Below are 21,706 nucleotides of genomic sequence, written 5' to 3' on the forward strand. Positions count from 1 at the left end.
GAAGGCGTACAGTTCCGGGAATCGTGCGGGCGGGCCCGATCCGTCCACCACCCCCGATCGAGGGGGGATCACCAAGGAGGGTGAGCCGATGCCGGTCGACGACGCCCAGCTCCTCGGCGCGGTCTCGGACCTGCGCCGCGACACCGGCCTGCCGGTCGGCTTCGCCGGGGTCGCCGGCACGTCACCGCGGATGCGGCTGACCGCGTTCCTCGGCAATCGCGGCACCGCGTTGAACGGCCTGTCCGTCCGCGCGGGCCGCGGCCTCGGCGGCAAGGCGCTCGCGCTGACCCGGCCGGTGGTCGCCAACGACTACCACAGCGCGACCACGATCAGTCACGACTACGACGAGCCGGTCCGTGACGAGGGCATCCACTCGGTGGTCGCGATCCCCGTCGTCGTGCGCCGCCGTGTCCGCGCCGTGCTCTACGGCGGCCTGCGCGACGAGGCAACCCTCTCCGACCGGACGATAACCGCCGCCCTGCACGCGGCGCGCGATCTCGAACAGACCCTGGCCGTCGAGGACGAGATCGAGCGGCGGCTGGCCGAAGCACGGCCGCTGGCGGAGCATCGCGAGGAGGCCGCGCCGCGAGAACGGCTGCGTGAGGTCTACGGCGAGCTTCGAGCGCTCTCCGGTCAGATCGCCGACGGCGTTCTCCGTGACCGCCTCGACGAGGTGTGCGCCAACCTCACCGGCGCCACTTCCCCCGTGGTGCGCCTGGCGCCGAGGGAACTGGACACCGTCGCGCTCGTCGCGCTCGGCCTGACGAACGCCGAGATCGCGCACCGGCTGGGGCTGACCGCGGAGACGGTCAAGAGTTACCTGCGGGACGCGATGCGCAAGCTCGACGCGACCTCCCGGCTGCAAGCCGTCACGCACGCGCGGCGGATCGGCCTGCTCCCCTGACTCAGCCCGCGGGCACGGGCGAGACCGAAGCGATGCAGTACTTGTCGCTCGCCTCTCGCCGGACCTCCATCGTCCCGGTGAAGTTCTCGCTGTAGTTCAGGGTGCCGGTCATGGTCACCACGATCAGGTCCGGGCCCGCCGCGCGCGGTTCTTGCGCGGTGAGCGACGCGTTGCGGTCGCCGTACTCCTTCGCCGCCTTGCGGACCTCGTCCTTGGCGTCCGCGCAGGCCGACTCGGCGGCCTTGGCCGGCTCGTCGCCGAACACCGCGAGCATGAACTTGCCCGCCAGCACCGGGCCCCAATCGAGGTGCAGCGGGGCCTGCGTCGCGCTCGCCGAGCTCGAGGATTTGCCGTCGCTCAGCAGGAATCCGGGCGCGACGAACGCGAGGATCACGAAGACGACCACCACGAGCGCGCCGCCGCCGGCGATCAGCCCGATCAGCAGGCCGTTGCCCTTCTTCGGCGGCTGCTGACCCGGGTACTGTGGCCCGCCGTAGCCCGGCGGCGGGTAGCCCTGCTGGGGATACTGCTGCTGGGGATGTTGTTGCTGGGGATAGCCCTGCTGCCACTGCGGCCCTTGCGGTCCCTGCGGGTACGACATCGACGCTTCCTTCCCCCTGGCAACCTGTGCGCGAGGAATCTACCGTCCCCTTCGGACAGTCGATCACCGGCTCCGCCGCAGTTCAGGTCTCGTGAGCGGTAATGACGGTTAGAACCGTCCTCACCACTCACGAGTCTCTAGAATCGCCCCATGAGACGGCTGGCCGTGGTGGTCTTCAACGGGGCGTCGCTCGGTGCGATGTCCTTCGCGTTCGGCGTGTTCGAGATGGCTTCGGCCTTCGGGGAGTTGCCCGACCTCGAACTCAAGGTAGTCGGCGGCGAACCCGGGACCGCGTTGCGTGGCGGCGGGCTGACCGTGCCGGTCCCCGAAGACCTCGCCGCGGTCCGGGACGCCGATCTGGTGCTGGTCCCGAACTGGCGGTCGCCGATGGAGGATCCGCCGGAAGCCGCCCTGGAGGCGCTCCGCGCGGCACACGACCGGGGAGCCAGGGTGGCCGGGCTGTGCAGCGGCGCCTTCGTCCTGGCCGCCGCCGGCCTGCTCGACGGACGCCCCGCCACCACGCACTGGGCGATGGCCCCGCTGCTCGCCGCCCGGTTCCCGGCCGTCCTCCTCGACGAATCGGTGCTCTACATCGACGACGGCGACATCCTGACCGCGGGCGGCGGCGCGGCGGGGATGGATCTCGGCCTGCACCTGATCCGCTCGTGGTGCGGCGCGGAGGTGGCGAACCGGCTGGCGAAGGGCATGGTCGTCCCGCCGCACCGGCCCGGCGGGCAGGCGCAGTACATCGAGTCGCCGATGCCGGAACTCGACGAGGGCGACCCGGTGTCGGAGACGATGGCCTGGGCGCTGACCCGGCTGGACACGGCGCTCCCGGTCGACGAACTCGCCAGGCGGGCGCATATGAGCAGGCGCAACTACGACCGCCGGTTCCGCGAGATCACCGGTGCCGCGCCCGGCACGTGGCTCACCCACCAGCGTGTCATCCGCGCGCAGCAACTGCTCGAATCCACCGACCTCCCGGTGGACGAGATCGCCAGGTACTGCGGGTTCTCCTCGTCCGCCGCGCTCCGCCCGCATTTCCGGCGGCAGGTCGGGGTCACGCCGGTGTCCTACCGCGAGACGTTCGGGACCAGGCTCAGCGTGCTCGAACCCATGCTGTCCTGACCGGGCTGTCTCAAAACAGACCCCGGTTGGCGAAAACACCGCTCACGGTCGGAGCCTGGGCCCGGCCACGATCGAGGCATGACCGAGAACAGCCGTTCCTTCCTCAACCGCCGGTCCATGCTCACCCTCGGCGCGGGTGCCGCGGCCGCGCTGGTGGCCTCGGGTGGCATCGCCGAGGCCGGCCAGTCCGGCGTCCCTGGCGACGCGGAACTCGCCCGGTCCCTCCCCGGCGGTTTCCGCAGCGAGTACGCCCACGTCGACGGGACGCGGCTGCACTACGTCGCCGGCGGCCGCGGCGAGCCGCTGATCCTGCTGCCTGGCTGGCCGGAGACGTGGTGGCAGTACCGCAAGGTCATGCCGGAGCTGGCGAAGCGATACCGCGTCATCGCCGTCGACCTGCGGGGCATGGGCGGCTCGGGCAAACCGCAAGGCGGGTACGACAAGAAGACGATGGCCCGCGACATCTTCGAACTCTTGCGCTCGCTGGGCCTCCGGCAGGCGCATATCGCCGGGCACGACATCGGCGCCATGGTCGCGTTCGCCTTCGCCGCCAACCACCCCGAGGCGACGAAGACCGTCACGCTCATGGACGTCTCGCATCCCGACGAAAGCCTGTACCAGCTCCCCATGCTGGCTCCGCCCGGGCAACCGGTGAACGTCTGGTGGTTCGCCTTCAATCAGGTCGCGACCCTGCCCGAACAGCTGCTGGCCGGCCGGTCACGTTTCCTCGTCGACTGGATGTTCGACCATCTCGCGGCCGATCCGGCCTCGATCGGTGCCCGGGACCGGGCGATCTACGCCGCCGCGTACGACCGCCCGGACGCGATCCGCGCGGGGAACGGCTGGTACCAGGCGTTCGGAGCGGACATCGAGGACCAGAAGGCCTACGCGAAGATCACCGCCCCGATGCTGGGGCTGGGTTCGGAGTTCAACTACGACTACCTCGCCGCGGTCCTGCCGTCGAAGGCGGCCGACGTCCGGGTGCGGAAGATCTCCGGTTCCGGGCATTTCGTCGCCGAGGAACAGCCGCGAGCGGTCGCCGACGAGCTGCGCACCTTCCTCGGGTGAGCCCATACCCCGAATGGGTCAATGTCGCCCGCCGAACGGACCGATTCACTCGGTCAGGTGAAAGACGCGGCCACGCGTCATTCTCGCGACGGGGTTCCCTCTTCTCTGGTGTGTCGGTACCGGCCGGACAGCCCCCCGAACGGCCGGTACCGACATGGAAGTTCAGCTCAACCGATCCACCAGCGGGCCTTGTAGATCCACGCGCCGTGCAGCGCCAGCTCGGCGCGTGGAAAGGCCAGCCGGACGGTGTCCGTGCACCACGTGCACAGGTGCCCGTCCTGCACCGAGGCGGTCACGACCTGCCCGGTCCGGGGGTTCGTCGACACACTCTTCACATGCGGCCGGTCGATCTCCCGCGCGCCCGCGTAGCGCTGGGTGAACCCGCCGCTCGTCTTCGAGAACTGGTACACCCCCGCTTCCGTGGTCACCCACAGCAGATCCGGCCTGTCCGGGACCGGCTGGAGATCGTGCCCGCCCTTCGTCGGCACCGGCACGGAGCGCTGCTCGGCCAGCACCGGCGCGGCGGGCGTGCCGCCGACGGTCAACGCGACGAGCGCGTCCGTGCCCAGCGCCCACAGCACGTTCCGGCCGGCGTCCCACACCACGCCGTGCGCCCCCACCAGCCGGTACTCGGTGTAGGTCGTCGAACGCTGCCCCTGTGAAGCGGTGTAGACCCGCACCCAGCCACCGGTGCTGGCCGCCACGGCGACGTTCCCGTCCGGCAGCAGCTCGATGCTGTGCGGGTTGGCGGGCCCGCCGACGTTCGCCGCCCAGTACGCCCGGTCACCCGCCGGATACGGTACGACGGCGGCGAAACCGCCCGACGCCGACGTCAGCAGGTACTTCTCGCCGCCTCGCTCGGCGAGCTTCGCGTCGCTCGGGTTGCTCCACGAACCCGCGAGGTCCGCCAGCCCGTTGGCGGCGTTCGGGGCCCACGCCCAGCTCACCTTCCGGTTCTGCCAGGAGGCCCGGTCGGCGGGCAGGACCAGGATCCGCTTGGACGCCTGCTCGGTGATGACGATCGAACCGCGATCGCGTGCGCCGGCGTCCGCCACCGCCGGCGCGGACGCCGCGACCGAGAGGCCCGCGATCACCAGCGCCACCCAGGATTTCCGCATGATCTTCATAAGGGAGACCGAACCCGCCCCGGGTGACGGGTGGGTGGCGGCGGCCCGAAACATGGATGTCGGCCAGATGACCCCGGATCAGAGGCTCACCCCGGACCGCCGGAGCAGGACTTCACCGACCTCGCGGCGGGCCGTCATCGGCACCGGGCGGCCGTACCCGAAGCGCACCACGGCGTGCGGCCGGCCGAGGTCGGCGAAGATCCGGTCCATCGCGGCCCGTGTCTCGGGGGTTTCGAACGGCCTGCCGACGAACGACGTCGCGAGCCCGGCGGCCGTCGCCGTCAGCAGTACCCGCTGCAGCACCATTCCCGCCCGAAGATCCGCGGCAGGTCCGCCGTCCGCGGTCAGCACCGCGCCGAGCACCGGCTCACCACCCTCGGGTTCGGCGGCGAAGAAGGGCTCCTGCGCCGGAACGGGATGGGGTGACGGAGGCCTGGTCGCCGCCGGGACGCCGTCCGGCGCGTGCGGCGTCCGCCTGGTCCACAACGCGACTTCCGCCTGGAACGCTCCGTTGCGTGCCTGCGCGGCCTCGGCCCGGTGCAGGACGCGCGCGACCGCGTTCGCCCGGTCGCCACGCCCGAACAGCTCCAGCAGCCCGCCTTCCACGAGCGCGGCCGCCCGCACCGTCGTCCGCGCCCACACGGGCACCGGCCGGTCCAGGAACGGACGGCGGTTCGTGTGACGGCGGAAGACGACTTCGGCCAGTCGCCGCTCCTCCGGCGAGGAGAACCGGTCGCCGTCGATCTCGAGTTCGGCGAGCAGATCGGGCTCGTCCGGCTTCGGCATCGCCCGCAGCGAAAGGGTCTTGCCGTTGGATCGCAACGAAATCATCAGGTTGAACATCGCCGCACCGCACGACAGCCGCGCCTCGCGGGCGTCCGGGTCGGCGATCCGGAGCACCCTCGCGCGGTCGAGCCACACCTCGATCCGGTCCCGGTCGGCGACGAACCGCCATGGCTGGGTGTTGAGCGGGGACGGCGCGCGGACGGCGGCCGCCACCGCCTGGTCGACATGGGTCGGCAACGGGATCTTCATCGTGGTCTCTCTCCGGAAGACAAGGGTTGGTCCACCTTCGGCCGGGGTACCCGGCGACCGCAGCGGCCGCCGGTCACGACTTCCGAGGACTTTCGCCCCCGATTCGCGGGAGCGAGGACTTAGGACCCTGTGCCACGAACGGCGGTGATGGGAGTCTCGATGACCGGAACGGAGCCGACGATGACGGACAAGTGGACGATCGACGTGTCCCTGCAGCACGAGCCGTACCGGGTGCGCGCGGAAGCGTTGCTCCGGCTGGAAGACGGCGGCGAATTCGTCGGTGTCGGAATCGCGGAGGCCGGGCTGAGAAACGGTTCCGCCTCCCAGATCGGCTCGTACCTCGCGGTGACGCGGGCGCTTTCGGACCTCACCGCGGAACTGCTGGAGACCGTGGCTTCCGACGTCGCCCGCTCGGTCGAAGTCGACGGGGTCCTCACCACGCAGTCGACGAACTGACCGCGGTCAGCGCAAGGGGGCGGACCACTCGATCCTGGTTCCGCCCTCTTTCCGCGTCTCCGCCTGGAAAGCTCCGCCCGCCTTCTCCGCGCGATCGCGCAGGTTCCGCAGCCCGCCGGGCTCGACGGGTTCACCGCCGATACCGGTGCCGTCGTCGGTGACGACGATCCGCAGAACGTCGTCCTTCACCGCCACGCTCACCGAAACCCCGCTCGCCCGCGCGTGCCGGACCACGTTGCCGACCGTTTCCCGCACCACCGCTTCGGCGTGTTCGGCGAAGGCGAGCGGCATGGAGTCGAGCGGCCCGGACAGGCTGACCGTCGGGTGGATGGGCGTGTCGTCGGTGAGTTCGGTGATCGAGTCGTAGAGCCGGTGCCGCAGCCGCACTCCCTGCTGGCCGGCCTCGCCGCCGTGGAGATCGAAGATCGCCGTGCGGATCTCGTGCACGATCTCGTGCATCTGGTCGATGCTCTCGCCGATCCGCCGCCGCAGTTCCGGCGACTCCGCCCGGCGGTGGGTGCTCTGCATGGCGAGCCCGACCGCGAACAGCCGCTGGATCACGTGGTCGTGCAGTTCCCTGGCGATCCGGTCGCGGTCGGCGAGCACGTCGAGTTCCCTGGCGGTGCGCTGCCGCGCCGCCAGTTGCAGCGCCAGCGCGGCCTGGTCGGCGAACGAGGCCACCACCGGCAACTGGGAGAGTTCGAAGGGAACGGCGCCCGGATTCCGGACCGCCATCAGCACGCCGGACGTCCGCTCCCGCGCCCGGAGCGGCACCACGAGCGTCGGCCCGAGGCGCAACTCCTCCTCGGCGCCGAGCACGAGTTCGGGCACGCTGCGCGGCGTCCGGTCGCGGTAGACCGCCCCCGGCAACGAGGTGGCGACCTCGATCCGTGTCCCGGTCAGCTCCGCCGCCCGCGCGCCCGCGCAGACGGCGATCGTGAGTTCGTCGGCCTCGTCCTCCCCGTCCGGGCTGACGTCGAGCCTGCCGGAACCGGGCAGTGCCAGCAAAGTGAGGTCGGAACCGGTCAGTTCCAGTGCCCGGCCCGCGATCAGGTTGAGCGCGTCCACCGGATCGGTGCCGCCCAGCAGTTCCGTGGTCACCTCGCTGGTGGCGGCCTGCCACTGCTGGCGGATCCGCGCCCGCTCGTAGAGATGGGCGTTCTCGATGGCGATCCCGGCCGCGGCGGCGAGAGCCTGGACGACCAGCTCGTCGTCCTCGGTGAAATTCTCCCCGCGTTTCTCGGTGAGGTAGAGATTCCCGAACACTTCGTCGCGCACCCGGACCGGTACGCCGAGGAACGAGCGCATCGGCGGATGGCACGGCGGGAACCCGGCCGACGCGGGATGCCGCGAGATGTCGGCCAGCCGCACCGGTTTCGCCTCGTCGATGACGAAACCCAGCAGGCCGTGCCCCTTCGGGAGATGCCCGATCTGTTCCTTCGTCTCGCCGTCGATACCGAGATAGACGAATTCGGCGAGGGAACCGTCGTCCGCTATCACTCCCAGCGCGCCATAAGTGGCTTCGCCGAGATCGATGGCCGCCTGCACGATCCGGCGCAGCGTCGCGTCCAGCTCCAGCCCCGAGGCGACCGCGAGCACCGCTTCGAGCAGGCCGTCCATCTTGTCGCGGGTGCCGACGAGCCGCTCGATGCGGTCATGGAGATCCCGCAGCACCTCACGAATCCGCAGCTGGGAAAGGGCACCGGTGATCCGGTCGTCGTTTCCGCCCAGCCGGTCATGAGCCGACATCCTGCCGCGCCTCCGAAGATCGGGACGACTCGCTGCCGTGGTGACTTTCTCCTCTTTCGGCCCCGCACCGCGGGCGGGGACCGTTTCACGAGACAACCTTATTGCCCGTGGCGCGGCGGCGGGGGAAACCATGACCATACAAGTCACCAGGGTCGGACGCTTGAACTCCGAACAGGTGAATTCCGTGCTCCGGTCGGCCACGCTGGCCCCGTCGACGCACAACACCCAGCCATGGCTCTTCCGGTGCACCGGCACCGGAATCGAAGTCCACGCGGATCCGCGCCGGCTCCTGCCCGCCACCGATCCCGACGGCCGGGAAATCGTTCTCTCGTGCGGCGCGGCCCTCTTCACCCTCCGGACGGCGATTCACGCACTGGGCTTCCATCCGGCGACGACGCTGATGCCGAGCCGCGCCGATCCCGATCTGCTGGCCGTCGTCCGCCCGCTCGCCGAGCGCACGCCGGATCCGAAGGTCGTCCGGCTCGCGCGTGCGATCCCCCGACGGCGGACCAACCGGCGGCCCTTCCTGTCCAACGCCGTCCCGGAACCCACGCTCACCGCGCTCCGCCACGCGACCGAGCTCGAACACGCGTGGATGTCGAGCCTCGACGCGGACCAGTGCCGTCTGCTGCACGACCTCACCTCCCGCGCCCGGCGCGAGCAGCTCTCCGACCCGGCGTTCCTCGCCGAACTCGGCCGCTGGACCGGGCTGGCCGCGAGCACTCGCGACGGAGTGCCGTCTTACGCCACCGAGGGCTCCCCCGTCGACGAAAGCTGGCTCCTCGACGAATTCGGCGAAGACCACAGCGGCACGCCGCCACTTCCGCTCGTGGTGGTGATCGGATCGCTGACCGACGAACGGCTCGACCGGCTGCAAGCCGGCCAGGCGCTGCAACGGGTTCTGCTGACCGCGACCTCAGCGGGGCTGGACGCGTCGTTCATCTCGCCGCCGATCATGGTCCGCGGGGCACGCGCCGAACTCCGGCGGCTCCTCGGCTGCGGGGTGTGGCCGCAGGTGCTGCTGCGGGTCGGCTACGGGTCGCCGCTGCCGTGGACGCCGCGGCGCCCGCTGGAGGACATGCTGCTCGACACGCTCATCTCCGCGTGAGTCAGGGTCACGGCCATCAACCTCGCGCGAACGGCGATCTCGCGTGCTTGAACGGACGACACGCGTGATCAGACGGACGACACGTGTGTCCAGCCGGACGGCACGAGGCCGGCTCCGGCCGGGCGCTGTGTCGTCCGGCCAAGCACGCGTGTCGTCCGTTCAATCACGCGTGTCGTCCATCCGAGCACGTGGGCTTACTGCCGCCGAAGTTCCGTGGCCAGCACGGCCGCCTGGGTCCGCCGCTGCATTCCCAGTTTCGTCAGCAGCCGGGACACGTAGTTCTTCACGGTCTTCTCCGCGAGGAACATCCGCTCGGCGATCTGCCGGTTGGTCAGTCCCTCGCCGATCAGTTCCAGCAGGGTGCGTTCCTGGTCGGAAAGCCCGGCGAGCGGCCCCTTCTTGACCGCGTCGTCGCGGAACTTCGCCATCAGCGTCGCGGCGGCCCGCGTGTCCAGCAACGACCGGCCGAGGCCGACCTCCTTGACCGCCGCCACCAGGTCCATCCCCCGGATGTCCTTGATGACGTACCCGCTCGCGCCCGCCATGATCGCGTCCAGCATCGCCTGCTCGTCGGTGTAGGACGTGAGCATCAGGCATTTCAGCTCGGGCATCTTGGAGCGCAGTTCGCGGGCGAGCTCGACGCCGTTGCCGTCCGGCAGCCGCACGTCGAGTACGGCGACATCCGGCCGCAACGCCGGAATCCTCGCCAGCGCTTGGGAAAACGTGGCGGCCTGGCCGACGACGCACAGGTCGCCGTCCTCCTCGAGCATGTCCGCGACCCCGCGACGGACCACCTCGTGATCGTCGACCAGAAACACCCGGAGCATTCCGACCTCCACGGTTTCCCTCCTCGGATATGAGCGTACGGCGCACGGCCGGTCACTGCGACAGGCCAAAGGGCCCTGTTCGGCGCCCGTTCGAGTGGCCGCCACCGGCCGGACCAGGTCCATTTGCATCATTCGAGTCAGGACGTTCTCTTCTTCCGGAGCAGTCCGGCCGCTGCGACGATCGACCTCATGTCCGAGACCACGCTTTCGACGGCCCCATCGGCCGGATCTCCCGACCCGGCCGACGACCTCGTGGCCATGCGCGACCGCATCCGCTTCTACCGGGCCCGCGCCGAGCAGCTCCAGTACGCGCTCGACCACCGGCTTCCCATCGAACAGGCGAAGGGGATCCTCGCCGAGCGGTACCAGATCGACGTCGACGCGGCGTTCGAACTGCTGCGCTCGTTCTGCCGCAACAACAACATGAAGATCCACGACGTCGCCAGGACGCTCATCGAGCAGCCCAGCGAGGGCGACCGCCGGATCTCCTGCTGAGTCACGCCAAGTTCGGCGGGGGGCCCGCGACCACCACCGGCGCCGCAGACCGCGCGGGCTCGGACCGGGTGATGAACCGAACGCCGCCCCCCAGACTCCGGGTGCTCGTCGCGGACGACAACCCGGTCATCGGGGACGCCCTGCGGGCCCTCCTGGATTCCGAACCGGACATCGAGGTGGTCGCCGTCGCGGTCGACGCCGGTGAAGCGGTCGCGCTCGCGGAGCTGCTGGTCCCGGAGGTCGCGCTGCTGGACGTGCGGATCCCCGGCGGAGGCGGCGCGTGGATGGCGCGGGAGATCCGGCGGCGGGTGCCCCATACGCGGCTGATGGCGTTCTCCGCGCACAGCGACACCCGGTCCATCGCCCAGATGGCGTCCGCGGGTGTCACCGAGTACCTCGTGAAGGGCAGCCCCAACACGGAGATCGTCGCGGCCATCCGCCGCGTCTGCGCGAGCGGCGCCAACGGGACCGAGTAGCCCGCCGCTCAATCCGCGAGCCAGCGTTCCATGCACGCCAGCAGTTCCTCCGCGTTCACGGGTTTGGTGACGTAGTCGCTCGCCCCGGCGGCGAGACTCTTCTCCCGGTCCCCCTCCATCGCCTTCGCGGTCACCGTGATGATCGGCAGGCCGGCGAATTTCGGCATCGCGCGGATCGCGGCGGTCGTCGCGTGGCCGTCCATCTCGGGCATCATCACGTCCATCAGGATCAGGTCGATGCCGTCGTCGGCCAGCAGTTCCTCGATGCCCTTACGGCCGTTGGGCGCGTGCACGACCGACAGTCCGTGCAGTTCGAGCATCCCCGAGATCGCGTACACGTTGCGGGGATCGTCGTCGACGAGCAGCACCTTGCGGCCCTGCAGCCGCGGCCGTCCGGCGGGCAGGCCGGACGGCCGGTCCGACGACGGCACCGTCTCCTCGGGCTGCTGCATCAACGGAAGGATGCCTTCGAGCTCGCTGGCCGAGATGTGCAGCATGATGCGTTCCCGCAGCATGTCCAGCGACGGCAGCAGCTCGACCGGATGCACTTTCGCGTGTCCGTGCAGCAATCGCTCCTGCGCCGCGCTGAGTTTGCGGGTCGCGTGCGCCAGCACCGGGACCTCGACGGGGTCCGGCCCCTCGGCGAGCCGTTTGAGGAAGCTCAACGCGCTCGTCCCGGGGATGCTGGTGTCGAGGACGACGCAGCGGTAGCTCTCCCGCTTCACTTCCTCGAACGCTTCCGCCGGATCGGCCACCGCCCGGACCTGGACCGAGCCGTGGCTGTCCGCGACGTCGGCCGCGACACCGCGGGCGAGCAAGGTCAGCAGGCTGTTCTGCTCGCCCTCCACGACCAGCACCCGCCGTTCCGCGCCAGCGTTGTCCACAGTGGACTCGTCGAGGCTCGCGGGCGTGGCGAACCTGGCCACCGGCAGGTAGAGGGTGAACGTGCTGCCCGTCCCCAGCACGCTGTCCGCGCGGATCTCCCCGCCGAGCAGGTACGCGACCTCTCGGCTGATCGACAGGCCGAGCCCGGTGCCGCCGTATTTGCGGCTGGTTGTGCCGTCGGCCTGCTGGAAGGCCCCGAAGATCGATTCGAGGTTCTCCTCGGCGATCCCGATCCCGGTGTCGATGACGCTGAACGCCACCAGCGCTTCGTGCGGGAGCGCGCCCGACGGCGAAACGACGGTGTCGACCAGTTTGACCCGCAGTTCGACGCTGCCGCGTTCGGTGAACTTGACCGCGTTCGACAGCAGGTTCCGCAGGACCTGCCGGAGCCGCTGTTCGTCGGTGAAGAGCAGTTCCGGCACGTTGGGTTCGACGGTGACCTGGAAGTCGAGCCCCTTCTCCGCGGTCAGCGGCCGGAACGTCGTGCCGACGTAGTCGAGCAGCTGCCGCAGCGGGAACGGCTCGTGGTGGATGTCCATCTTGCCCGCCTCGACCTTCGACAGGTCGAGGATGTCGTTGATCAGCTGCAGCAGGTCGGTGCCCGCGGACTGGATCACCTTGGCGAATTCGACCTGTTTGGGCGTCAGGTTCTGGGTCGAGTTCTGCGAGAGGACCCCGGCGAGGATCAGCAGGCTGGTCAACGGGGTGCGGAGTTCGTGCGACATGTTCGCCAGGAACTCCGACTTGTACTTCGAGGCCAGCGCGAGCTGCTGCGCGCGTTCTTCGATTTCCTGACGTGCCTGCTCGATTTCGAAGTTCTTCACCTCGATGTCGCGGTTCTGCCGCGCGAGGAGTTCGGCCTTCTCCTCCAGTTCCGCGTTGGACACCTGGAGCTTCGCCTGCTGCGCCTGAAGCTCCTCGGAGCGGGCCTGCAGTTCCTCGGCGAGCCGCTGGGACTCCTCCAGCAGGGAGTCGGTCCGCGCGTTGGCGATGATCGTGTTGACGTTGACCCCGATGGTCTCCATCAGTTGTTCGAGGAAATCCTTGCGGACGGCGGTGAATTCGCCGAACGAGGCCAGTTCGATGACGCCGAGCACCTGGTCCTCGAAGACGATCGGCAACACGATCAGGGTGACCGGCGGGGCGGAGCCGAGGCTCGACGAGATCTTCACGAAACCCGGCGGCGTCCGGTCGACCACGATCGGTTTCTTGGTCTGCGCGGCCTGGCCGATCAGCGACTGCCCCATCGCGAAATCCGCGGGCGTGTCCGGATCCTCGCTGTGCCCGTAGCTGGTGATCAGCCGCAGCCGGGTGCCGTGTTCACCGGATTCGGTGAGGAACAGCGTCCCGTGCTGGGCGCCGACGAGCGGGGTCAGCTCGTTCATGATGAGCGTGGCCACCACCCGCAGGTCCCGGTGCCCCTGCATCAGGCCGGAGATCCGCGCCAGGTTGGTGTTGAGCCAGTCCTGTTCCTCGTTCGCCCGCGTGGTCTCGCGCAGCGACTGGACCATCGCGTTGATGTTGTCCTTCAGCTCCGCGACCTCGCCCTGCGCCTCGACGGAGATCGACCGGGTGAGGTCGCCGGTGGCCACCGCGCTGGTGACCTCGGCGATCGCCCGGACCTGCCGGGTCAGGTTCCCGGCCAGCTCGTTGACGTTCTCCGTCAGCCGTTTCCAGGTGCCAGAAACGCCTTCGACCTCGGCCTGGCCGCCCAGCCGCCCCTCACTGCCGACCTCTCGCGCGACGCGGGTGACCTCCGCGGCGAACGCCGAAAGCTGGTCGACCATCGTGTTGATGGTGGTCTTGAGTTCCAGGATCTCGCCCCTCGCGTCGACGTCGATCTTGCGGGACAGGTCGCCCTGCGCGACCGCGGTGGTCACCTGCGCGATGTTGCGGACCTGGCCGGTGAGGTTGTTCGCCATCGAGTTGACGTTGTCGGTGAGGTCCTTCCAGGTCCCGGCGACGTTCGGCACCCTGGCCTGCCCGCCGAGGATGCCCTCGGTGCCGACCTCGCGCGCCACCCGCGTGACCTCGTCCGCGAATGCCGACAGCGTGTCGACCATGGTGTTGATCGTCTGCGCGAGGGCGGCGACCTCGCCCTTGGCCTCGACGGTGATCTTCTGCGACAGATCGCCCCTGGCGACCGCGGTCGCGACCTGGGCGATGGACCGCACCTGATCGGTCAGGTTGTCGGCCATGACATTGACCGACTCGGTCAGGCCCTTCCATGTCCCCGACACACCCTTGACGTCCGCCTGACCACCCAGCCGGCCTTCCGTGCCGACTTCGCGGGCGACCCGCGTGACCTCGTCGGCGAACGACGACAACTGACCGACCATCGTGTTGATGGTGTCCTTGAGTTCCAGGATCTCGCCGCGGGCGTCGACGCGGATCTTCTGCGACAGGTCGCCTTTCGCGACCGCCGTGGTGACCTCGGCGATCGACCGCACCTGATCGGTCAGGTTGTCGGCCATGACGTTCACCGACTCGGTCAGGCCCTTCCACGTCCCCGACACACCCTTGACGTCCGCCTGACCACCCAGCCGCCCCTCGGTACCGACCTCACGCGCCACCCGCGTGACCTCGTCCGCGAACGACGACAACTGATCCACCATCGTGTTGATCGTGTTCTTCAACTCCAGGATCTCGCCGCGGGCGTCCACGGTGATCTTCTGCGACAGGTCACCCTTCGCCACCGCCGTGGCCACCTGGGCGATGGAGCGGACCTGCGCGGTGAGGTTGCCCGCCATGAAGTTCACCGACGTCGTCAGATCCCGCCAAGTGCCGGCGACGCCGGGAACCTGGGCCTGCCCGCCGAGCGCTCCCTCGGTGCCGACCTCACGCGCCACCCGCGTGACCTCGTCCGCGAACGACGACAACTGATCCACCATCGTGTTGATCGTGTTCTTCAACTCCAGGATCTCGCCGCGGGCGTCCACGGTGATCTTCTGCGACAGATCGCCTTTCGCCACCGCCGTCGTGACCTCGGCGATCGACCGCACCTGATCGGTCAGGTTGCCCGCCATGAAATTCACCGACGTCGTCAGATCCCGCCAGGTCCCCGCCACCCCGGGGACTTCGGCCTGCCCGCCGAGCCGCCCTTCGCTGCCGACCTCACGCGCCACCCGCGTGACCTCGTCCGCGAACGACGACAACTGATCCACCATCGTGTTGATCGTGTTCTTCAACTCGAGCATCTCGCCCTTGACGTCGACGGTGATCTTCTGGGACAGATCACCCTGTGCCACCGCCGTCGCGACCTCGGCGATGTCGCGGACCTGGCCGGTGAGGTTGCCCGCCATCGCGTTCACCGAATCGGTGAGGTCCTTCCAGGTCCCCGAAACCGAGGGCACCGCCGCCTGGCCGCCGAGCTTCCCGTCGGTCCCCACCTCGCGCGCGACCCGCGTGACCTCGGACGTGAACAGCGCCAGCTGATCGACCATCCCGTTGAAGACGAGCGCCATCTCGTCCATCAGGACGTCGTCCACCTGGGGCAGCCGGGTGCTGAAGTCACCGTCGCGGACGGCTTTCAGCCCCTCCAGCAGGCGCTGCAGGCCCTGGTCGTCGATCGCCCCGCCGACCCGGGCCGTCTCTCTCGATCCACGCTTGCTTCCCGGTTCCGGCATCGGGATGCCTCCTTCGTTCTGCTACTCGCGGGGAGGGCCCAGCGGAATCCAGAAGGTCACCGACGTACCTTCGCCGGGTCTGCTGGAGATCCGGAACCAGCCTTGCGCCGCTTCGGCACGTTCACGCATCGACGCCATGCCGATGTGCTCGCCCGACAACGTTTCGTGCCCGCTCTCGCCGTCCGGTTTCATCCCGTCGCCGTCGTCGGCGACCGTCACCAGCAGGCCGCCGTCCTGCCCGGTCAGCGAGACCACGACGGAGGTGGCGTTCGCGTGTTTGCGCACGTTCACCAACGCCTCCTGCAGGATCCGGAAGGCGGTGACGACGAGATCGGGCGGCGGCCGGACCGCGAGGTCGTGCCGCAGCGTGCATTCGAGGCCCCAGCCCGCGACGACCTCGTCGAGATAGTCGCGGACGGAAGCGATCAGATCCTCGTCGTTCAACGCGGGCGGCCGCAATTGGGCGACGAGGATCCGCAATCGCCGGATCGCCCCTTGAATCGCTTCGTCGAGTTGCTTCAGCGCGGGATCCCGACGTTGCGCGGCGAGCATCTGCAACCGCATGCTCACCGCGATCATCGACTGAATGGAATCGTCGTGAACATCCCACGCGATACGGCGACGTTCGGTTTCCTGCGCCCGGACCAAATGCGCGAACGCCTGGCGGCGTTCGGTCCTTTCCTCCAGTGTTCTCCGGCGTTCGGTGAGATCACGGGTGACTTTGCCGAAACCGACGAGGTCGCCTTGTTCGTCCCGCAAGGCGGTGATCACGGTGTTGGCCCAGAACCGTTCGCCGCCGCGCCGGACGCGCCAGCCCTCGTCCTCGTGACTTCCCATCTCGGCCGCGACCAGCAGTTCCGCGGCGGGTTTGCCGGCGGCGACGTCGTTCTCGGTGTAGAAGACGGAAAAATGACGGCCGAGGATCTCCTCCTCGGAATAGCCCTTGATCCGCTCCGCCCCCGGATTCCAGCTGATCACCCGGCCCTCGACGTCCAGCAGGTAAATGGCGTAGTCGACGACGCTGTGCATGAACAACTCGAAGAGCACAGCGCTGCGGTGATCGGACGGCTGTTCCGATGGCAGCATGGCCATAGTGCAGCTTGGCACTCGGATACGGCTCCCCGCTACGGCCGTTCGAGGAGGCCATTCTTGCGCGCGTGCGCCACGGCTTCGAGTTTCGAATGGGTCCCGGTCTTCACCAGGATCCGCTGCACATGATTCCGCACGGTATTCCGCGCCAGCCGCAGCTCTTCGGCTATCCGGTCGGTTCCCGCGCCTTCGGCGATCAGGCCGAGCACCTGCCGTTCCCTCAGGGTCAGTACCGGCCCGAGCCTGCCAGGGCTGCCTGCCAGCATGGCCAGCGCACCGCTGAGCAGTTCGGGGTCGATGACCACGTCGCCAGCCGCGATGGTCCGGATCGCCGTGACCAGTTCGTCGAGGAGACCGGATTTCAGCAGCAGCCCGGCCCCGCCGACCTCCAGGATCCTGGCGGCGATGGCGCTGTTCGCGTCGCCGGTCAGCACCAGCACCCTGCTCGACGGCGAGATCGCGCGGAACCCGGCGATCGCCTCGATCCCGTCGCCGTCCGGCAGCCGCCGGTCGAGCAGCACGATGTCGGGCAGCTGCTCCGCGGCCGCGGACATCCCGTGCGCCAAGGACTCCACCGACGCCACCAGGTCGATCTCCGGGAATTCCTCGAAGGCCGCGCCCAGCGCTTCGGCCACCATCTTGTGGTCCTCGACGAGCAGCACCCGGATCGGGGCCGGGGGCACGGGCCGCGGGGAGTTCGGGTTCGGCATGCACCTTCTCCGTCGATCGTCGTCTCGCCGGACCATTGTCCGGCGGATTCCCGGAAATCGATCCCGCCGGCGACCGGCGCATTGTCCCACCGGCTCCGGCCCTGCCGCGGTTTCGAGGCCAACCCGTGACCCGCCGTACCCGCCTGGCGACCGAGTGGGGTCTTTGTGCCCTCGATGGCACAACCTTCGGCGCTGACCGGAACGGCCCTCCGTGGCCCATCGTCGTACGTGACGAGAGCGCGGGGAAGGGCGGCGGTGACGTGACCACGAGAATCTGCGAGACCCACCGCCGTTCCGGCACCCACGCCGCCAGACGCCTAGCGCGGGTCGCCGCCGAACCCGGGCGGCCGCCGAGGGTCGTGGCGAAACCCGAGACGCACGCTTCGCTGCTCGACGACGTCCTCACCGCCATCCGGCATTTCGACGGCGCGGCACTGGCCACGCGGTCGCGGCGACGTCTGCCGGGATGGAGCCCGCGAGACCGCCGTGTCCAGCGACTGCGCGGCTGGCTCAGCGGCGCCCCTGGCTGACCGGCGGGCGACGGTCACACCGGGCGCCACCGGCCGATGTCGGACTCCATCGGCACGATCCGCGTCAGCGACGAGCGGATCTTCAGTTCCAGCGCCCTGTCCCGGCCACGGGGTCCGCGGCGCGCGTACGGGTAGAAGGTGCCGCGCTCCCGGCGATAGACCATGGTCAGCTTCGGATGACGCATGTCCCCCAGCTCGGCGAAGTCCACCGTCGTGTGCAGCAACCAGGACGCGAACCCGGCCTGCGCCAACCGCTCGTTGACGTCGGCGAGATCGTCGAGCAGCCAGCCGAGATCCCCGTTCTCCCGCCAGCAGCGCACGATCGTCCGCCCGAGCGCGTCGTGATCGACCACGTTGCGGCGGACGGAATCCCCGGCGAGCCCGGCGACGATCTCCGCATCCGTCCCCCGGCCCGGACGGCCTTCCGCGACGAAGCAGACCGTCCCCGATCCGGTGGGCGCCAGCCCGTACCCGGACCGCAGCGCCAACGCCGCGGACCTCAGCTCCAGCAACGGAAGCAGGCTCGGCCGCACCGACCGGCCCCGCCCGCGCAGACTTCCCAGCAACGCCATGACCTCACCGCACCCTTCCGATGCGTGAAGCCTCTCCGATGCCGGCCTCGCCCCCTAGGGCCGCAGGGTCGCGCGTCGCCCGGGACAAGTCCCCGGTTCCGGTGACCAACGGCCCTACCAGCGTTTCGGCCGCCGTTCCCGGCAGTCCTCACCCAAGTTCCCCGGCGTCCAGCGTGCCGTCGACGACGCCGCGCGCGAGCTCCGACAGCTTCCTGTTCGTGCCGCGGGCGACGGAACGCAAGCGTTGGAAGGCGGTGCCGACGTCGACACCGCCGCGTTCGGCGAGCATGCCTTTCGCCTGTTCGATGACGACCCGGCTGTGGAGCGCGGTCTGCAACTGCTCCGACAGCTTCCGATAGTGCCGCAGTTCCCGCTGCTGCAGGAGACACGACGTCGCGACGTCGGCGAGTGCCCGGCCAAGACGGCGGTCTTCGACGCTCAGCACCACGGTTTCGGCACTGAAGAAGGCGATCGCACCGACGGTTTCGTCCACCGTGCGCAACGGCAGCGCGGAAACCGCGGCATAACCCTTTCTCGCCATTTTGGCGGCATAACCCGGCCAGCGCGAAACCTCCGCGGAGAGGTCGTGGACGGCGATGTCGTTCCCGGTTTCGAACGACTCGCGCGCGGGCCCTTCCTCCACCACCGCGGGATGACGTCCGAGCTCCAGGCCCGGCAGGAAGATCTCCGTGGAAGCGATCGGAAGCAGCCGGACACATTCGCTGGACAAGGTGTCCACCACCCGATCCGGCCCGAGGTCTTCCGCGACACTCGCGGTCAAACTCGCGAAGGCGGCACAGACCGCGGGTTCCCGGTCCGCTCGCCAGCTGCTCACCCGAGCGATTCTGGCCCCCACCGCGACCAGCGGCAACGACCAGATGGAGGATCCTGTACCGACGGTGTCACGCACGGCGACGGCCGTTGATCTCGGCGGGATAACGGCGAAGGTTCTCAGTTCCGCCGCAACGAAAACGGCGGGACGGTGTTCGCCCTCAACGCGTCCTCGTCCATTGTGGACTCCCCGATTCCCGCCTTGCCGATCCTTTTTGCGACGAACGAGCCGGGATCTTCGAGAGCGTCCACCCTGCCGGTCAGGAACGCCCACTCGTGCTCGTCCGAACCGTAGTAGAGAACGGTCCCGAACGACTCGGTGAACCGGCGCCACGACGAGATCAGCGTCTGGTTGCGCCAAAGCGTCGGGCAGCCTGCCTGACACCCGACCACTCCACCGTCGGTGAGCAGTTCCGTGCACCGGGCCAGGAAATCGGTACCGTACAACCGGTTGTGCTGCGCCTCCGGATCGTCGTTCTCGTCCGGCAGGTCGATCACGACCACGTCGTAGGAGCCCCCGCGTTCACGCGCCTCGGCGAGGAATTCCCAGCCGTCGCGGTAATGGATCCGGATCTTCCCGTCTCCGCGCTCGGCCCGGGCCAGATCGTCGAGCGTGTAGCCGTAGGGAAGGTGCTCGGCGCACGCCCGCACCGCTTCGGCGTCGATGTCGACGTGGTCGACCACCTCGGCGCCCGCGGCGACCGCGAGCTCGGAAGCGACCCCTTCGCTGGAGCCGATGATCAGCACTCGCTCGACGCGCTCGGCGAGCAGCAGCGACGGGACCATCAGCGCCTCGTGGTAGACGAGCTGGCTCAGCTCGGTGCTCTGCCGTTCGTCGTCGCAGAACAGGGAGATCCCCTGCGCGGTCCGTCCGATGAGGACGTTCTGGAACGCGGTGCGGCCCTCGAACAGGACCTCCTCGACGTCCCAGTTCCGGGTGAGCCCCGCGCCCATCGGCTCGACGATCACTCGCTGCGCCATCACTTCTCTCCTCGTTCCACGGTGGACATCCGGACGGTCCCGGCGCCGAGCAGCTTCGCCAGCAGTGCGACCGCGCGTTCCGGATCCGCCCGGTCCCCGCAGGTGAACACGTCCACGAACACCGAGCCGATCTCCGGATAGGTGTGCACCGACGCGTGCGATTCCGCCAGCAGCGCGAGCACGGTGACCCCTTGCGGGGCGAAGGAATGCGACACGACCTCGCAGACCGTCGCCCCCGCCTCGGTCACCGCTTCGGCGAGTGTCTTCTTGAGGAGCAGGGCGTCGTCGAGCAACGACGGCTCGATCCCCTCGAACTCCGCGAGTACGTGGCGGCCGGCGAACCGGCCGACGAGTGGTACTTCACCCGGCATCGGCGAACCTCCCCACACAATAAGTACGCAACGGCTCGATTCCGTTGAACGCGACGGACGAATAGCTGGCGGTGTACGCACCGGTGCCCGGGATGTCCAGCCGGTCACCCGCCTTCAACGACAGCGGCAGGGCGCACGGCGTCCGCTGGTAGAGCACGTCGTCACCATCGCAGGTCGGCCCGGCGAGGACCACAGGTCCTTGCGGTCCCTTGACGCCGACGGCCTCCAGCCGATACGCGACGGCTTCGTTCTCGCACTCCGCCATTCCGTTGTACCTGCCGACGTCGAGATAGACCCAGCGGCGTTCGTCGGCGGCGGCGCGGGTCGTGACCAGGACGACCTCGGTCCTGATGAGCCCGGCGTCGCCGGCGATCACGCGACCGGGCTCCAGCAGCAACTCCGGCCCCGGCAGATGCTCGCGGCGGGCTTCGTGGATCACCGCGGCGTAGTCCGTCAGCGACGGCACGGGCTCCCGGTGTTCGGTGGCGAACCCGCCGCCGATGTTGAGCCGCTCCAGCGCGACTCCGGCGTCGGCGGCGACCTTGGCCGCGGTCGCGATCCCGATCTCCCAGGCGGCCGGATCCGGCTGCTGCGAGCCGACGTGGAACGCGATTCCCGGCCGCAGGCCGGCTTCCACGACCTGGCGGAGCAGGTCGGCGGCAACCGCGGGCTCGCAGCCGAACTTGTGACCGAACGGCGTGACCGAGTCCGGGCCGCCGGTCAGGAGACGGATCGAGACCAGCGAACCGGGCGCCTGCCGGGCCAGGTTCGCCAGATCACCAGCGGAATCCGTGGTGAATTCACGGACCCCGCGTGCGTAGGCGAAGGCGATGTCCGCCGGTTTCTTGATCGTGTTGCCGTAGGCCAGGTCCGCCGCCCGCGCGCCACGGGACAGGCACAGCTCGATCTCCGCCGTGCCCGCCACGTCGAAGCCGGCGCCGGTCGACGCGACCGCGTCGAGGACCTCGGGAGCCGGATTGGCCTTGACCGCGTAACGGATCAGCGCGTCCGGGAACGCCGCCGAGACCGCGGCCGCACGCTCCGCGACCAGGTCGGTGTCGACGACCAGGCACGGTGTCGGCGGCTCACGGTCCGCCAGGAAGGCGCGGATCCGGTTCAGGCTTGCGGTCACCAGCC

At 69.4% G+C, this 21,706-nt stretch carries 21 protein-coding genes; 8 read left to right on the top strand and 13 right to left on the bottom strand.

Going from position 1 to position 21,706, the window contains the following annotated elements:
* The first annotated feature begins 88 nt into the window (after positions 1–88).
* The gene (locus tag ACZ1DY_RS24120) at positions 89–904 is read left to right on the top strand and encodes a helix-turn-helix transcriptional regulator (RefSeq protein ID WP_465480925.1); all 816 of its coding nucleotides are present in this window, start codon (positions 89–91) and stop codon (positions 902–904) included.
* Position 905: 1 nt separating this feature from the next.
* Here ACZ1DY_RS24120 and ACZ1DY_RS24125 read toward each other — a convergent pair whose 3' ends face one another.
* Positions 906–1,505 carry a hypothetical protein gene (locus ACZ1DY_RS24125; RefSeq protein WP_465480926.1) on the bottom strand — a complete coding sequence of 200 codons (600 nt, stop codon included), beginning with the start codon at positions 1,503–1,505 and terminating at the stop codon, positions 906–908.
* A 150-nt stretch (positions 1,506–1,655) separates the two neighbouring features.
* Here ACZ1DY_RS24125 and ACZ1DY_RS24130 point away from each other — a divergent pair, with 150 nt between their 5' ends.
* Both ACZ1DY_RS24130 and ACZ1DY_RS24135 read left to right on the top strand, forming a co-directional pair.
* Positions 1,656–2,633: a GlxA family transcriptional regulator gene (locus ACZ1DY_RS24130; RefSeq protein WP_257486301.1), complete on the top strand. Its 978-nt coding sequence runs from the start codon at positions 1,656–1,658 to the stop codon at positions 2,631–2,633.
* A 78-nt stretch (positions 2,634–2,711) separates the two neighbouring features.
* Positions 2,712–3,701 (top strand): alpha/beta fold hydrolase, encoded by a 990-nt coding sequence (locus ACZ1DY_RS24135; protein WP_465480927.1) that lies wholly within the window; start codon positions 2,712–2,714, stop codon positions 3,699–3,701.
* Between the two features lie 167 nt (positions 3,702–3,868).
* Here the strand turns inward: ACZ1DY_RS24135 and ACZ1DY_RS24140 are convergent, their stop codons facing one another.
* Complete coding sequence (locus ACZ1DY_RS24140) at positions 3,869–4,828, bottom strand: DUF6528 family protein (protein ID WP_465480928.1); 960 nt, start codon at positions 4,826–4,828, stop codon at positions 3,869–3,871.
* 78 nt (positions 4,829–4,906) lie between these two features.
* Positions 4,907–5,863, bottom strand: coding sequence for an Acg family FMN-binding oxidoreductase (locus ACZ1DY_RS24145; RefSeq protein ID WP_465480929.1), 957 nt, complete (start codon positions 5,861–5,863; stop codon positions 4,907–4,909).
* 159 nt (positions 5,864–6,022) lie between these two features.
* On the opposite strand from ACZ1DY_RS24145, the gene ACZ1DY_RS24150 reads away from it, so the two are divergent.
* Positions 6,023–6,319 carry a dsRBD fold-containing protein gene (locus tag ACZ1DY_RS24150; RefSeq protein WP_192742150.1) on the top strand — a complete coding sequence of 99 codons (297 nt, stop codon included), beginning with the start codon at positions 6,023–6,025 and terminating at the stop codon, positions 6,317–6,319.
* A 6-nt stretch (positions 6,320–6,325) separates the two neighbouring features.
* Here ACZ1DY_RS24150 and ACZ1DY_RS24155 read toward each other — a convergent pair whose 3' ends face one another.
* Complete coding sequence (locus ACZ1DY_RS24155; protein ID WP_465480930.1) at positions 6,326–8,068, bottom strand: sensor histidine kinase; 1,743 nt, start codon at positions 8,066–8,068, stop codon at positions 6,326–6,328.
* A gap of 160 nt (positions 8,069–8,228) precedes the next feature.
* Here ACZ1DY_RS24155 and ACZ1DY_RS24160 point away from each other — a divergent pair, with 160 nt between their 5' ends.
* Positions 8,229–9,176 (top strand): Acg family FMN-binding oxidoreductase, encoded by a 948-nt coding sequence (locus ACZ1DY_RS24160; RefSeq protein WP_465480931.1) that lies wholly within the window; start codon positions 8,229–8,231, stop codon positions 9,174–9,176.
* A gap of 194 nt (positions 9,177–9,370) precedes the next feature.
* Here the strand turns inward: ACZ1DY_RS24160 and ACZ1DY_RS24165 are convergent, their stop codons facing one another.
* The gene (locus ACZ1DY_RS24165) at positions 9,371–10,003 is read right to left on the bottom strand and encodes a response regulator transcription factor (RefSeq protein WP_185927409.1); all 633 of its coding nucleotides are present in this window, start codon (positions 10,001–10,003) and stop codon (positions 9,371–9,373) included.
* Positions 10,004–10,192: 189 nt separating this feature from the next.
* Here ACZ1DY_RS24165 and ACZ1DY_RS24170 point away from each other — a divergent pair, with 189 nt between their 5' ends.
* On the top strand, positions 10,193–10,498 hold the full coding sequence (locus ACZ1DY_RS24170; protein WP_126737337.1) for an ANTAR domain-containing protein: 306 nt from the start codon (positions 10,193–10,195) through the stop codon (positions 10,496–10,498).
* A 71-nt stretch (positions 10,499–10,569) separates the two neighbouring features.
* Positions 10,570–10,974: a response regulator gene (locus tag ACZ1DY_RS24175; RefSeq protein WP_257486294.1), complete on the top strand. Its 405-nt coding sequence runs from the start codon at positions 10,570–10,572 to the stop codon at positions 10,972–10,974.
* An 8-nt stretch (positions 10,975–10,982) separates the two neighbouring features.
* Here the strand turns inward: ACZ1DY_RS24175 and ACZ1DY_RS24180 are convergent, their stop codons facing one another.
* The 3 genes from ACZ1DY_RS24180 to ACZ1DY_RS24190 are packed head-to-tail and all read right to left on the bottom strand — an operon-like array spanning position 10,983 to position 17,284.
* A complete protein-coding gene (locus ACZ1DY_RS24180) occupies positions 10,983–15,485 on the bottom strand; it encodes a HAMP domain-containing protein (RefSeq protein ID WP_465480932.1) in 4,503 nt (1,500 codons plus the stop codon).
* A gap of 21 nt (positions 15,486–15,506) precedes the next feature.
* Positions 15,507–16,577: a PAS domain-containing sensor histidine kinase gene (locus ACZ1DY_RS24185; RefSeq protein WP_371878845.1), complete on the bottom strand. Its 1,071-nt coding sequence runs from the start codon at positions 16,575–16,577 to the stop codon at positions 15,507–15,509.
* A 32-nt stretch (positions 16,578–16,609) separates the two neighbouring features.
* Complete coding sequence (locus ACZ1DY_RS24190; RefSeq protein ID WP_257486291.1) at positions 16,610–17,284, bottom strand: response regulator; 675 nt, start codon at positions 17,282–17,284, stop codon at positions 16,610–16,612.
* A gap of 260 nt (positions 17,285–17,544) precedes the next feature.
* Here ACZ1DY_RS24190 and ACZ1DY_RS24195 point away from each other — a divergent pair, with 260 nt between their 5' ends.
* The gene (locus ACZ1DY_RS24195) at positions 17,545–17,814 is read left to right on the top strand and encodes a hypothetical protein (protein WP_465480933.1); all 270 of its coding nucleotides are present in this window, start codon (positions 17,545–17,547) and stop codon (positions 17,812–17,814) included.
* A 14-nt stretch (positions 17,815–17,828) separates the two neighbouring features.
* Here the strand turns inward: ACZ1DY_RS24195 and pspAB are convergent, their stop codons facing one another.
* From pspAB to ACZ1DY_RS24220, 5 genes are all read right to left on the bottom strand, one after another.
* Entirely contained in the window at positions 17,829–18,386 is a 558-nt protein-coding gene (gene pspAB, locus ACZ1DY_RS24200; RefSeq protein WP_465480934.1) for a PspA-associated protein PspAB, read from the bottom strand.
* Positions 18,387–18,534: 148 nt separating this feature from the next.
* The gene (locus tag ACZ1DY_RS24205) at positions 18,535–19,221 is read right to left on the bottom strand and encodes a GAF and ANTAR domain-containing protein (protein ID WP_465480935.1); all 687 of its coding nucleotides are present in this window, start codon (positions 19,219–19,221) and stop codon (positions 18,535–18,537) included.
* A 116-nt stretch (positions 19,222–19,337) separates the two neighbouring features.
* Entirely contained in the window at positions 19,338–20,198 is an 861-nt protein-coding gene (locus ACZ1DY_RS24210; RefSeq protein WP_465480936.1) for a spermidine synthase, read from the bottom strand.
* Positions 20,198–20,569 carry an adenosylmethionine decarboxylase gene (gene speD / locus ACZ1DY_RS24215; protein WP_465480937.1) on the bottom strand — a complete coding sequence of 124 codons (372 nt, stop codon included), beginning with the start codon at positions 20,567–20,569 and terminating at the stop codon, positions 20,198–20,200. Before speD ends, ACZ1DY_RS24210 begins: the two co-directional genes overlap by 1 nt.
* Complete coding sequence (locus ACZ1DY_RS24220; RefSeq protein WP_465480938.1) at positions 20,559–21,701, bottom strand: type III PLP-dependent enzyme; 1,143 nt, start codon at positions 21,699–21,701, stop codon at positions 20,559–20,561. Before ACZ1DY_RS24220 ends, speD begins: the two co-directional genes overlap by 11 nt.
* Between the last annotated feature and the right edge of the window lie 5 nt (positions 21,702–21,706).

This window comes from Amycolatopsis sp. PSD-21, from assembly GCF_055561455.1.